7 protein-coding genes and 2 pseudogenes are annotated in these 13,508 nt (G+C 45.9%); 6 read left to right on the plus strand and 3 right to left on the minus strand.

Annotation, left to right across the window (positions count from 1 at the left end; translation table 11 throughout):
• Positions 1-192: 192 nt before the first annotated feature.
• Positions 193-669, plus strand: a complete 477-nt coding sequence (locus tag AC5JL3_RS16700; RefSeq protein ID WP_496075551.1) for a hypothetical protein — start codon at positions 193-195, stop codon at positions 667-669.
• Between the two features lie 75 nt (positions 670-744).
• On the opposite strand, the gene AC5JL3_RS16705 is transcribed toward AC5JL3_RS16700, so the two are convergent.
• Complete coding sequence (locus AC5JL3_RS16705) at positions 745-4,290, minus strand: tetratricopeptide repeat protein (RefSeq protein WP_496075552.1); 3,546 nt, start codon at positions 4,288-4,290, stop codon at positions 745-747.
• Positions 4,291-4,426: 136 nt separating this feature from the next.
• On the opposite strand from AC5JL3_RS16705, the pseudogene AC5JL3_RS16710 reads away from it, so the two are divergent.
• From AC5JL3_RS16710 to AC5JL3_RS16720, 3 genes and pseudogenes are all read left to right on the plus strand, one after another.
• A pseudogene (locus AC5JL3_RS16710) lies at positions 4,427-4,648 on the plus strand (hypothetical protein); the annotation flags it as partial.
• Positions 4,649-4,948: 300 nt separating this feature from the next.
• Positions 4,949-5,428: pseudogene (locus tag AC5JL3_RS16715) on the plus strand (NACHT domain-containing protein); the annotation flags it as partial.
• A 621-nt stretch (positions 5,429-6,049) separates the two neighbouring features.
• Positions 6,050-7,801 carry a HEAT repeat domain-containing protein gene (locus AC5JL3_RS16720; RefSeq protein WP_496075573.1) on the plus strand — a complete coding sequence of 584 codons (1,752 nt, stop codon included), beginning with the start codon at positions 6,050-6,052 and terminating at the stop codon, positions 7,799-7,801.
• Positions 7,802-7,820: 19 nt separating this feature from the next.
• On the opposite strand, the gene AC5JL3_RS16725 is transcribed toward AC5JL3_RS16720, so the two are convergent.
• Entirely contained in the window at positions 7,821-10,100 is a 2,280-nt protein-coding gene (locus tag AC5JL3_RS16725; protein ID WP_496075553.1) for an NACHT domain-containing protein, read from the minus strand.
• Positions 10,101-10,213: 113 nt separating this feature from the next.
• On the opposite strand from AC5JL3_RS16725, the gene AC5JL3_RS16730 reads away from it, so the two are divergent.
• Positions 10,214-10,609 (plus strand): hypothetical protein, encoded by a 396-nt coding sequence (locus tag AC5JL3_RS16730; RefSeq protein WP_496075554.1) that lies wholly within the window; start codon positions 10,214-10,216, stop codon positions 10,607-10,609.
• A complete protein-coding gene (locus AC5JL3_RS16735; protein WP_496075555.1) occupies positions 10,599-11,033 on the plus strand; it encodes an HNH endonuclease in 435 nt (144 codons plus the stop codon). The genes AC5JL3_RS16730 and AC5JL3_RS16735 overlap by 11 nt, the downstream gene beginning before the upstream one ends.
• Positions 11,034-11,066: 33 nt before the next feature.
• On the opposite strand, the gene AC5JL3_RS16740 is transcribed toward AC5JL3_RS16735, so the two are convergent.
• Positions 11,067-13,484 (minus strand): tetratricopeptide repeat protein, encoded by a 2,418-nt coding sequence (locus AC5JL3_RS16740; protein WP_496075556.1) that lies wholly within the window; start codon positions 13,482-13,484, stop codon positions 11,067-11,069.
• Between the last annotated feature and the right edge of the window lie 24 nt (positions 13,485-13,508).

Consider the following 13,508-nt stretch of genomic DNA (forward strand, 5'->3'; position numbering starts at 1 on the left):
TGCCAGTCGTTTAAGTAAAATGAGTTCAAGGCACTCCGTTTCGCTCGAAAAGAAAATGACCTTTCGTCTGACAGAAGAAGAGTTTCAGCGTCTAGAGTCTCACTGCAACCAGGTCAAAAGAAGTAAAACAGAGATTCTTCGAGAGCTTATCCGCTCTTTACCCGAGTCAAAATCAGAAAGCCAAGCAGAGCAGTGAACACAGTTACCATCCCACTTAACCTGCCATCAGTACCGTTGCTAGAACGGCATAATCTTCCTAGATGCCAATCTATCTACTTTGTATTGGAAGATGGACAGGTTTTGTACATTGGCAGGACTGTTAATCTTAATCAGCGCTGGGCAGTACACCATATACTGCCTCAGTTGAAGATGAGAAAGGGAGAAGTAAGAATAGCTTGGCTTGAATGTAGCGTAGCCGAATTGCTTCCGGAGATTGAAACAGGATTAATTGAACATTTTCAACCCCTTTTGAATGTTGTTAAGAATCCACTGCGATTAAAAACGGCTGACAAGGACATTATAAGTAGTGTGATTTCAAAGGAATTGAAAGAACGACTCAAAAAATATGCCAACTCAAAGGGCTGGTCAATGAGTCAGGCAGCAGGAGTGTTGATAGAGGAGGGCTTGAAACGATTTGAGGCAGAGTTCGAGGGCAAGGAGGCAAAGTGACGACTGAGCAATGCTACTATTCAACTCAGAATCAATGCGGGTGCGATCACAGGAAAATTTTTCAAACTTTATAAGCTATAATCGCCAAATTAATCTAGCTAGTTTTCTTTGCCAGCGCTTTAAGTATAACTGAAATTGAATATATATAAGATTTCTATGAGTAGCAAGTGTGCGATGGTGGTCTTTCCCTAGTTTTTGTTCGCAAATTTCTAACACTCGTGTACAAACAGAGCTAGCTTCTTCATAGCGCTTCTGTGAGATATACAAAGAGGTTAAATAATCAGAATACATTGCTACATCTATAGAATCTGCTCCCGATTGTTGTTCTGTAAATCTTAGAACTTGTAGGTAGAGAGGTTCAGCTTCGTTGAAACGTTTTTGACTATAGTAAAGTTTTGCTAGATTGCTTAGACAAATTACAGTATCGTGGTGTTGTTCTCCTAGTGTGCGTCTATAAATTCCCAAAGCTTGAACTTGTAGCCGCTCAGCTTCCTCATAACGCCCTTGCTCTTGGTACAGGGAACCAAGGTTATCAAGACAAGTCGCTATGCTAGGATGCTCCTCGGCTAAGAGACGTTGGTCAATCTCCAAGGATTTTAGGTATAGTGATTCAGCTTCGTCGTAGCGACCAAGTTCCCCATAGAGAAATGCCAGATTATTAAGATTCACAGCCACATCTGGATGAATTTCTCCGAAAAAATGTGTTCTAATTTTCAGAGCTTTGAGATAAAGAGATTCTGATTGTTCATAATGTCCCTGTTGACGATGTAGAGTGGCAAGATTATCCCAACACATCGCTATATCTGGATGTTCTTCTCCAAATGCCTCTCTCCATATTTCTAAAGCCTGTATGTAGATTGCCTCAGCTTCGATGTGGCGTTCCATTAAACTATAGATCAGTCCTAGATTATTAAGAATAATTGCTTTATTCGGATGCTTATCTAGTTGTCGAGACTCAAAATATGCTAACACTCTATTATGAAGTGATTCAGCTTCGCTATACTTCCCTTGTATATAGAAACAAGAAGCTAAGTTAGTCAATATATCGTAACTATCTAACACTCCTTCCGATTCGCAATCAACAATTTTCACGGCAAGTCTGTAAAGGGTTTCAGCTTCATTGAAGCGTCCCTGAGCGTAATAGATTGAACCCAAGTCATTCAAGGCTTTTGCGACATAAGAATGCTCTTCGCCAAGTAAGCGCTTGTATAGGTCAATAGACTGCGTACACAAAGACTCAGCTTCACTATATCGTCCTTGTCTACGGTACAAAATCGCTAACTTACTAAGGTTAGTTGCTATATCTATGTTTTCTTCTCCCCACAAGCTTTTTCTCAACGTTAGTGAGTGCAAGTAGAGAGCCTCTGCTTCGGAATAACGTCCCTGTTCTGCATAGAGGGTTGCTGTAGAACTTAAATTAAGAGCTAGATCGGCATGAGCTTCTTCTCGATATTGCTTTCTTAGTTCTATAGCCTGTAAATATAGGGGTTCTGCTTCTGCGTATCGCCCCTGTTGACTGTAGAGCGTTGCTAACTCAGTCAAGCTTCCAGCGACATTAGGATGATGCTCTCCTAGTAAACGACGTTTGAGATCTATTGCATCTAACCACATGGTTTCAGCTTCGCTATGACGCCCTTGTGCATAATACAAAGCTGCTAAATTTCCTAGATTAGTTTCTATATCTAGATGGTCTTCTCCTAACGCTCGTTTGTGAATCTCTAAAGCCTGTAAGCAAAGAGTTTCAGATTCACTGAAACGTCCCTGCATACGATACAGAGTTGCCAAATTATCCAGACTCTTAGCTACGTCAGGGTCTTCCTCTCCAAGAATCTTTTTGTTCAATTCCAAAGCTTTTTGACATAACTCTTCAGCTTCCCTGAAACGGTTTAGTCTTCCATAAAGCATCCCTAAATTCATGAATGTTCTCGTTGTACGCAGATGCTCTTCTCCGAGGGTGCGTTGAAGAATGTCTAGAGACTCCAAGTATAAGGATTCAGCTTTACCGTAGCGACTTTGATCAATATAGACCTGAGCTAAGTTATTTAAGCTTGTTGCAACATCGGGATGCTGGCTACCAAGTCGTTCTTGTGAAACTGTCAGACATCTTTCATACCAATGTTCTGCTGACTTATAAAGCTCTTGACTCTCATAGAATCGACCTAAACCTCTGAAAGGATAAATTAAGTCTTCATCGCTAAAAAACTCAGAGTATATCTCTGCTGCTTCTTTCAAATGCGGTATGGTAGGAGCTATTCCTGAAAGTGCTTCATAATCCAGCGTGTAGGGAATGTGATGAGCCAGTACCACCATAAAATTTGCAAATGTTTGCTTGAGGTCATCTACCCAATCTGAGTGTTCAAGCTTTTCCCGAAGGAATTCTCGAATCAGTTCATGCAATCGGTATGTTTCCTCGTCTAAACATTGCAGCAAGTGCCACTCTACTAAATCAGTTCGGTCTTCTTGGAGTTCCCACAGTTCTTCCTCTGTTTCCATCATCGCTGCTAGCAGAAACCAGGGAATTGGAGCTTGAGCAAACAAGCTCAGCAGACACCCTAGGCATCTCGTCGGTTCGTCTAGCATGTCCCAAGTGAGTTCAAAAGCAGCCCCCACTCCCAACTCAGATGTCATATCAGTGTAAGAATGCTGTAGTGCCCTAGCTTGTAGGCGTTTCTCTTTCAAGTGAACCAACATTTCTGCTAGGGACAAGCCCCGCCTACGATCAAGATATCGACCAACTAGTTCTAGACCTAGGGGAAGGTAGCCCAACCAAGCGCACAACTCTTTTGCTGCCTCCGACTCTGCTTGAATCCGCTCTACTTCTACTAACGATTCCAACAGTATTAACGCTTTTGTCTCATCCAGTACATTCAGTTCTAATTTTTTGATTGACTTTCCCAACTGCAATTGTGTTGTAATCAGCACCTTGAAGCGGTGATCGATTGGAGGCAGATAAGACTTGATTGCATCATAGTTATTGACATCATCTAACACTGCCAAAACTTTTCCTGGCTGCCAATGCATCCAGCAAAAACCAACTTGATCAGGTAGATTTAGATCTTCAGGAGGATTGAGTTGGAGGCGCGATCGCGCGAACTGTACAATCTGAGTTCCGATGTCTGCCCCTCTTCCCTGAATCCAACAGATTCCCCCTGAATAATCCTGTTTGTATTTAATCGCGTACTGTAGTGCCAGTTCCGTTTTGCCTACACCGCCCATGCCTGCGATCGCAGACACAGCTACCCGCTCATTTTCCTGAAGCTGCTGGTGCAGGGTTTCCAGTTCTCGCTCCCGCCCGACAAACTGCACTACGCCACTACGGGGCAGGTTCTCAGGAATCCCAGTGGCAGGTGTGGGCAGTTGCTTTCGGACAACCTGAATTAATGCCTGAATCGCCTCTTCATTCCACTCTACGTAGAAGCGATCGCCAATCTGAATATCTTGTCCCTGCCCAATGTTGACGTTATACTTGCCCAGTTGTAGGGCAATCTGGTGTTGTCGTAGCCCCTCAGAAGCAGCATCGTTCGCACTCAACAACTGGCGCAGAGCCGCTATGTCTGCCTCGGTTTGCTCACCGTTTTTAATCCGGTCAAGGATGGTACTCAGGTCATCGGGGAGGGGCATACTCTACCCTGGTTTTGATTCAGCAGGCGGCAGTTCCATTTGACCCCATTCTATCCGGCTTACCAGTTCTCCCGTTTAGAGGGTTGAATGGGCATACTGGAATTAAGCAGAGCGCCCCTAAGTTAATCTCCACTAGATGCCTAACCCTGATGAGTTGATAGCGATTCTCGATCGCATTCTCAATGGCAGCCGAGATGAGTCAGAAGTTGCCCAACTGCGGCAGTGGCTCAAAGTCAGTGGCACTACGCTGCAATGCGTCTCTCAGGATGGCAAGTTCAATACGAATATTGGGCAGGTGCAGGGGGGCGAGATTCACATTGGCGATCGCATTTACCAAGTTGACGTTGAAGCACTCCGGGAACTCCTGCAACCGACGACTCCTTTGCCCAACATTGACTGGCACGCTGTCAGTCAAGCCATGTTGGAGGAGCAACTGCGGCTCACCACCAACCCGCTAACGAGTCGCGAGGGGATTAGCTATCGAACCGAGCAGGTGTATGTGCCGCTGGGATTAGTGGAGCGCAAGCGGCAGACTCGGCGACGGGAGGATGTGTCTCCAGAGCAGGGTTCGTTGCTGTACGAAGAAACTGAGATTACCGAGCGGTTTGAACACGAGCAGTTTCTCGAACGGGTATTGCGGCAGGGGCAAAGTCCCAAGAGTCAGGGGAAGCGCATTGCCATCATTGGGGAACCGGGAGCGGGAAAGACGACGCTGTTGCAGCAGATTGCCCAATGGGTGAGTAAGCAAGTAGAGGGAGCGATCGCGATTTGGGTGTCGCTGGCAGATTTGCGGGGGCAAGAACTAGAGCCGTATTTATTGGAACGATGGCTGCAAGCGGTTGCCCGGAAACTGGGACAAGCGGAAGCCTCTCCCCAAGTTAAGGATGCCTTTGTTGCCCAGTTTCAGCCAGAGCGAGTGTGGCTGTTGCTGGATGGGGTGGATGAAATGCAGGTGTCATCCGGCAATCCCTTGTCAGAGATGGAGCGGCAGGTGCGGATGGGAGGATTGCTCTCGCAGGCGCGAATTGTACTGAGCTGTCGGTTGAATCTGTGGGATGGCAACCGTAATACCCTGGATACGTTTGATACCTATCGCACGCTGGAGTTTTCCTATCCGCAGCAGGTAGAGCAGTTTATTGGGCAGTGGTTTGGGGCGTTGTCAGAGGGGCAGGGGGGGCAGGCGAAACGGTTATGTGCGGCACTGAAGGCGCCGGGGAAGGAACGGATTCGGGATTTGGTGAAGAATCCGCTGCGGCTGACGCTGTTATGTTTCAACTGGTATCTAGGGGAGGGGACGCTGCCGGAGACGAAGGCGGGGCTGTATGAGCAGTTTGTGGCGGATTTTTATGAGTGGAAGCGGGAGCAGTTTCCGACGACAGCGAAGCAGCGGAGGCAGTTGAATGCAGCGTTGGGGGAATTGGCGCGGGAGGCAATTGATAAGGAAGCAACTCGATTTCGGCTACGCCATGACTTTGTCTGTGAGTTTTTGGGTGAGCCAGATGATGAGGACTCGCTGTTTCGCGTAGCGCTGGAGTTAGGCTGGTTGAACACAGTAGGCGTGGATGGCAAAAATCCTAGAAAGTCTGTTTATGCCTTTTTCCATCCCACATTTCAGGAGTATTTTGCTGCATTAGCAATTGATGACTGGCACTTCTTCCTCAACCACATCTCCGAAAATCCTAGCCATCCTAATGCTAGTTATCGTATTTTTGAATCTCAATTCAAGGAGGTATTTTTATTGTGGCTAGGGCGAGAAGACGTGAAAGAAAAACACAAGGAGGAGTTAATCAATAAATTGAGCGTTTTTGAGGATGGGTGTAACAAGTTTTACCAATATCGAGCGTTTTTCTTAGCAGCAATAGGTCTTGCTGAGTTTAGGAGTTCTCCTAAGGCAGATGTAATAGTAGCGCAAATTATTAAATGGAGTTTTCGTAAATTAGACATTGAGAATCAAAGATGGGAGAAATTCATTGAGCCAATTGTTGAAGGAGCGCAAGCTGTACTGAAAGAGACTGATAGAAAAAGAGCCGCATTAGCTCTGATTAGAGTAATACAGACCAGCAACGATGAAGAGACTCAAAGGGAAGCGGCTGAACTTTTAGGACAAATTAAATATAGTACATCTGAAGCAGCTATACCTCTAACTGAGCTACTTCACAACTGTCAAAATGATTACACTCGCTTAAAAACTGCCGAAAGCTTAGGAAAAATCTCTCCTGGTAACGCCGAGGCAACTGAAGCATTGCTTCACTTATTTCAAACTAGCCAGAATCAACATCTCCGTAGGCAGGCTGCTGAGAATTTAGAAAATCTTGCTCCTGATAACTCAACGGTGATTACCACTCTAATTCATCTGCTAAAAAATTCTCAAAATTGGGATATCCGTAAACAAGCTGTAGAGAGTTTAGAAAAAATAGCTCCTGGCAACCCTGAAATAGTTAGCACTTTGCTTCCTCTCACAAGTAACAATCAGAGTCGGGATACTCGTTGGCAGGCCATTGAATGCTTGGGAAAAGCTGCTTTTACCAACACACAAGCTGTTACTGCCTTAGTTCATTTACTTCAAACTAGCCAAAAGCGTACTCAGGAGCTAGTTGTTGAGACTTTGGGAACTGTTTGTAATGGCAACCCAGAGGCAGTTGCTGCCCTGATTGACCGCTTACAAACAAGTGAGAACAGAGATACCCGTAAACAAGTTGTCAAAAGCCTTGGAAAAATAGCTCCTGGCAATGCTGAAATTATCACTGCTTCATTCGATCTATTACGTAACAGTCAAGATGCAGATATACGTTGGAGAGCTGCTAGGAAAATTGGAGAAATTTATCCTGGCAATCCTGAAGCCGTTGCTTTCTTCATAGAGCAAATACACTATGCTCAACATGAGTATATTCAGCAGCTTACTGCTCAAAGCTTAGGAAGAAGTACTCTTGGTGTTAATCAGGCTGTTGATGGTTTGGTACAACTGCTTCAAACTAGTCAGGATGAAGATACCCGATGGCAAGTAGCTAACAGTTTGGGTAAAATTGGAGCGGGGATGGCTGAAGCAATTGCTGCCCTAATACACTTGTTACATATCAGTCGAGACGAAGATACTCGAAGGGAAGCTGCTAAGAGCTTAGAAAAAATCGACCCTGGCAATGCTGAGGCTGCTGCCATTCTTAATCGGCAAATTGTAAGTTTCCATGCTCCAAAACCTAGTAAGAGTGACATCTGTTTGGCAGCAGCTCAGAATTTAGGAAATATTGGTAGAGGTAATTCCGAGGCGATCGCTACCCTAATTGAACTGTTCCAGAAGTCCGAGGAGGAACGAATCCAAAGACAAGCTATTAGTAGTTTGAAGGCACTTGCTCAAAGTCACTTCTTCAATAAGATAATTTTATGCTCAAAAGGCTATTTAACAGATCAAGTCTATCAGGATGAAATTCATCGCTATAAGCTTTGCTACTCTATTAGCTGGCACTGTGCCCAAATTATGAATTATCCAGATTTCTTTACGGCTTGGCATAGTTAAACTTAAATCAAAACTAATTTTACTCTGCTATTCCGCGTTTGCCTTGTTCGATTTTGGCGATTGGCAATAGTATATTTTTCTTAATATCTTTTTTTGCAGTAGTGCTAATACTGGAATTATTATTTATACAATCTAATAGCAAGTTATTCGCATAATAGTATTCTTGCAATATGTATTTTTCTTTATCATTAAAATGCCACTTAACGTCGGAGCTATACTCTCCGAAAATAACTTTCGCAAGTTGTTCCACCAAAGGTGTAGTATTTAATTGCCAATATTTTTTAAATTCTCGGAACCGTTCATGATACATATTTAATACTCTGCTTTTTAGCTTATGCAACTGTTTGTGTACTTCAGGCTTGAGCTTTAATGCATAGTTTTGGATTCGTATATATCCAAGCGCAAACACAGCAGTCAGCTCAATGTCAAGTTCAAGTTCGATGTAGTAATCATCGAAAATGTGGTCAAAATCTAAATCAGATGAGAGTTGGGAGTCAAGCCGACAGGCGAGCATCGAATCAAATTTACAAGAGCGGTAAAAATAAAAAGCTCGTATGCTTTCAGAATTGTAGGGAATGGCGAAAACGCTTGACTTTTTATTAATCCACTCTAAAAATTGCTGAAATTTTTGATTACTAGAAAGTAGTTCATCAATTTTTGCATTCATATAAATAATAAATTGGTCAGCTTTTTGAGTCATGCTGGTGGTTAGTAGAAAGATTTCTCTCCATTCTTTCTTTGTGAGATTTTCCAATAACTGCTCAAAGTGAGATTTGCCAATAATTCTTCTGGCAACAAAATATTCTTGAAACGTCAGGTGTGAGAACGACCAAACTTTCTGCGATCGCTCAATCAATAATCCATGCTGAGCTTCAATCGCCTTCAATACCACCCGACTATCCCGCTGCCCAATCCGCAAAAACTCCCCAATATACCCTTCCAATTCCCCCTGTTCAAACAACACATATTGCTCTTGCTCAAACTTCTTCACCGCCAGATAGCTCAATAGCTCCAGCTTTCGCTCCACTGACAAATCCCGATAAATCTCATCCCGCTCAATCTCCCGCGACTTATCCCACTGCTCCAGCAGTAACTCCAACCCCTCTTCATACAGCTTGGAACGCTTCGAGTAAAACTTCCCCGTCTGGTGAAACACCGCACAGGTCAAACTCAGCAAAATGGGTGTAATCGCCAACTCTCGAATCGGTTTATTCTCCTCCAAAAAGAGCAGCCCCAGAAACTCCTGCGCCCTCGCCAGTCCCGCCAACTCATCCCCCATCACCGTCTTAAACCAATGCTCGGCAAATGCCCGCACCTGCGGCTCATTAAAATCTGCCACTTCCACATAATCAAACCGCTCAAACCGCGATTCATGGCTCTGCGTTCGACAGGTCACAATTACCTGCACCTGCGGATAGGCACGAGCAAACCGCTTGATTTCCTTCGCAATGTTCTTTCCATCCTCCCCCGTCACCTCATCCAACCCATCCAGCAGAACTAGCGCCCGACCTTGATCGAGTACCAACTGAGTTTCAGCATTCGATAACCGCCAGCACCGCTCTAGATAACGCTCCAGCGAATAGGCAACCTCACGCCCATCCTCTACAAACTCTCGCAGCTTAATCAACACAGGAATCCGGTGCGCTTGTAAATTTCCGGCATTGCACTCGGTAACCACTCGCTGCAAATACGTAGTCTTCCCCGAACCCGGTTTGCCCACTATCATCAGGTTCGTATTCTTCGCCAGCACTTCCAGCCCTGACACCCGTTTCCGCTCTTTGCCCAAGCCAATGCGATCCAAACTGCGATAACTCGAATACCCCTGCATCCCTGTCGTGAAGTCCTGCCACAGGTCATCCAGTTCCGACTTCCGACTACTGCTCAGCTCCTCCAGAATATTGACATCCACAAACAACTCACCTAACGGCACCCAACGATCCACGCCCCAAAGCGGCATCGTGCCATGCAAGCATTGGATGTCATCGTGGAGGCGCGATCGCACCTGTTGCACCAGTTCATCAACTGACGCTAATTGAGGTGTAGGAGTTTGAGTCATGGATTGAAGCTTTTGAACAACCTCAATCAGGGCTTGAATCGCTTCATCATTCCAAGTAACGTAAGTGCGATCGCCAATGTGAATATCCTGTCCTTGAGCAATGTTGACGTTATACTTACCCAGTTGCCGTAAATCTTGGCGGCGATCGCTCAGGGCAACTCGAAGCGCTTCAACATCAGTCACCGTCTGCGTTCCCGATGCAATCCGCTCAATGATGGTGTTTAACTCATCAGAACTCATCATTACTCAATGTCTGGCAAGGGCGATCGCACTCTAGACAGCTTGCTCCAATGTAACTTCCGTTGACTGAAACCACACTGCTAAACTATGAATTAACCATTACTTAGGCATAGGCAATGCCTCCTGCTCCTGATATTCGCCAAAAAGCGATCGCGCTGATCGACCAACTGCCTCAAGACAAATTGATGGCTGTTGTGCAACTATTGGAATTTTTAGCGGAGCCGCCTCAGCAGAGTACAGTTAGTACCCAGGAAGCACAGTTGCTTGAGGTGATTGACAACCATCTGCCTGAAGACGAGCAGGCACGTCTAGATACGTTACGCGATCGCTGTGAATGGGATGAACTGAGCGAAGCTGAGCATCAGGAACTGATTGGTTACGAAGACTTGCTAGAGCAACAGAGAGTAAAGCGCTTAGAAGCTCTCATCGAGCTAGCGAAGCTTAGGAACATTGACCTGATGCGCTTAAACCAGCAAGTTCAGTCGAAGTCCCAGCCTTCCCATGCCGTCTGAATATGAACGAGTCCCTACAGCCCTGAGACAGGAAATTGCTCAACGGGCAAAGAATCGATGCGAATACTGCCGTTGCCCCGATGCGTTCTCTCCTGACAGCTTTACAGTCGATCACATCAAGCCTCGACAACTAGGCGGAGCAACCATTGCTGAAAATCTAGCCTGGGCGTGTTTCGGCTGTAACGGTCGTAAATACACCCGGACTGTTTACCCCGATCCACAGACTGGACAGGAGATTGCCCTGTTCAATCCTCGCCAGCAGATTTGGATAGAGCATTTTGCTTGGAGTGAGGATTTGACTCAACTGATTGGTCGAACCCCTTGTGGTCGTGCAACTATCGAAGCGCTTGCACTCAACCGTCCAGGAGTGGCTAATCTTCGACGCCTGCTTGTCTTAGCCGGACTGCATCCACCTGATGAGTAATCGAAGGTTGCAATAAATCTTGGTTGCGATCGCTCAGGGCAAAGGGTGTCTTACACATTCTAAGTTTTCTCGTACTTTGACTGTATCCGGATGCTTTTCCCCTAAGTAATGGATATAAATTTCTAACGCTTCCATATAAAGAACCTCAGCTTCTTCGTGACGCCTCAGAATTTTATAAAAATTTGCTAGCTTGCAAAGAATACGTCCAATACGAGGGTGCTTTTCCCCTCTTAATTTCTTCATCAAAGATAAAGATTCCAGATACAGCCTTTCTGCTTCTTGGTATAGCCCTTGTGTTTCATAAAAAAGTGCTTGATTACTGAGAACAGTCGCCATATGGGGATGCACTTGCTTTTCTAAGGACTTGTAAATTGATATAGCCTCATGATAAAGAAGCTCAGCCTCTGTATACCGAGTTTGCTCATAGTAAAGACATGCTAGATGGTCAAGGCACTGTGCTACGTGGATATGCTTTTTGCCTAACAACTTTTTTCTAATCGCCACAACCTTTAGCAGCAATTGTTCTGCTTCTGAATAGCGACCTTGCTTACGATATATTGCAGCCAGATTGTTAAGGCTTTGTGCCACACTAGTATGTTCCTGCCCAAGCAGGCTTACTCTGATGTCTAATGCTCTCAAATACAGAGGTTCAGCTTCTGAGTAGCGACCTTGAGTTTTGTAGATGTATGCTAAGTCGTTGAGGCTGGTTGCAGTAGCCAGATGTTGATTACCAAATCGATCTTTGGTGGCTTCCAATCCTCTTAAATACCAGTGTTCAGCCTGGGTGTAATATCCTTGACCTTCATAAAACCTTCCTAAGCGCAGAAAGGGTAATGAAAAAGTTGCATCGGTGAGGTAATCAGTTAAACTCTCAGCAACTTCCAATAAGTGAGGGATGGCAGGTGTAAGTTCAGCCATCAATTTCTGTGTAGGTTCATAAGGAATCCGTTTGGCTATTCCAAGCATTACCTCACAATACCCTTGCTTCAGTTCATCAGCTTGATTTAGCTGCTCTAGCTTCTTTTGGAAGAAGTCGCGAATCAGGGGATGCAGGCGGCAGGTTCCGGGGTTGGTTCGTTGCAGCAGGTGCAGATTGATTAGCTCATTGTCTCGTACTTCTTCCAAGTCTTCAGGGTCTCGGTCAGCCAAGCACTGCTCCACCAGCGACCAGGGAATTGGGGCAGCAGCAAACAGACTGAGCAGACATCCTAGCGATTTGGCACTTTCCGACAAGGTTTCCCAACTCAACTCAAATGCTGCCGCCACTCCCGATCGCGCCGTCATGTCTGCATCCGTCTGACGCAATGCCAGTGCCGCTAATCGCTTGTCCTGCAACCGTTGCTGCATCGCTGCCAACGACAGGTCGGGTTTGCGAGCGAGATACCGTCCCACTAATTCTAGTCCCAACGGCAAGTAGCCCAACTGAGCGCAAAGTTGCTGGGCGCAGTCTCGTTCGAGCTGAATACGATCGCCGCCCATCAGTGACTCCAACAGCGCCAGTGCCGCTGATTCATCCAGTACCTCCAGTTCCAACTGATTGACTGACGCGCCCAACCGCAGACGGGTGGTAATCAGCACTTTGAAGCGAGGGGCAGTCGAGGGCGGCAAGTAGGGTTTAATAGCGGCGTAGTCGGTGACATCATCGAGTACCAGCAGCACTTCCCCAGATTGCCAGTGTCGCCAGCAAAACTTGACCTGCTCTACCAATTCAACGTCTTCGGGCGGATTGAGATCGAGAAGCGATCGCCCAAACTGCACAATCTGAGTCCCCACATCCACACCTCTTGCCGACAGCCAGCATAATCCTGCCGGGTAAATCGGCTGGTATTTCAGCGCATATTGCAACGCCAGTTCCGTCTTGCCGACACCGCCCATCCCAGCGATCGCAAAAACGGCAACGCGATGACCCTGTTGCAACATCTTATGGAGTTGCGACATGACCGCATCTCGACCAACAAACTCCACCACACCACTGTAGGGCAGGTTTGTAGGAATTCCAGTTGGTTGAGTATTGGGTTGAAGGGACTGTAAAGTTTCGCGCAGGATTCCTCGAATCACTTCAGCATCAACACCGTAGTAAGTGCGATCACCAATGTGAACCTCTCCCCCAGTGATTTGCCCAACATTGGTGTTAAACTTGCCATCCTGAGACACTGATTGCAGTACACTATCGGCTAGTCGCAGCGATCGCCGCACCATTTCTAGGTCTTGCTCAGTCTGCTGGTGCTGAGTAATCCGCTCTAGGATGGGATTGAGTTCGTCAGGGGTCATCATTGCAAAAAGGGTGGAACGAGCCGTCTGTGAATCGCCAAGATTTGGAACAATCATGCACCTCTCGCCGATCATAACCAACAGATTTTCAGTCGAGTATTGGCTCAATTGACCCTCAATCGTTTCGGCTTCTCCTCGGTTGAAAAAATCTGGATACAGCCTCAAGAACTGTGTATTCACATTAATAGCTCAGTCAAGCCGAGT

The organism is Symplocastrum torsivum (assembly GCF_059505465.1).